We start from the raw sequence: 532 nt of genomic DNA on the forward strand, positions 1-532 counted from the left end.
AGCCAGCCCGTCCCAGTTCGACCGGAAGGTCCGCAAGGCCCGGGAGCGGCTGGACCCGGACTCGATCACCGCCCGCCACGAACGCGGCGTGACCGGCCGGTCGTTGACGTTCACGCCCGCCCGGGACGGGATGGGCTGGCTCAGCGCGTACCTCACCGCCGCGGACGGGCTCGCGATCCACACCCGGGTCACCGCCCACGCGATGGCATTACAGGGCCCCGACGAGGGCCGCACCCTCACCCAGCTGCGGCCGGACGTGTTCCGCGACCTCCTCCTCGACCCCGCCACCACCGCCATCACCGGAGGCACCGGCACCACCGGAGGCACCGGAGGCACCGGAGGCACCGGAGGGGAGACCACGACCGGCGCACCGACCTCGGGCCGGAGGGCGCCGGGGGCGGGGCGGGACCGGTTCCGGGGCACCAAACCCGACCTGATCGTCACCGTCCCGATGCTCACCCTCCTCGGCGTCACCGAGGAACCCGGCAACCTCGACGGATACGGGCCGATCGACCCCGACACCGCCCGGGAC

1 protein-coding gene is annotated in these 532 nt (G+C 74.4%); it reads left to right on the top strand.

Annotated elements, in window-relative coordinates; translation table 11 throughout:
• Positions 1 to 532 (top strand): DUF222 domain-containing protein (locus tag AB4Y94_RS17795; RefSeq protein ID WP_441729353.1); only part of this gene is annotated, 532 nt, incomplete at both ends.

It is taken from the genome of Glaciibacter sp. 2TAF33, from assembly GCF_052114945.1.
Lineage (GTDB): Bacteria > Actinomycetota > Actinomycetes > Actinomycetales > Microbacteriaceae > Cryobacterium.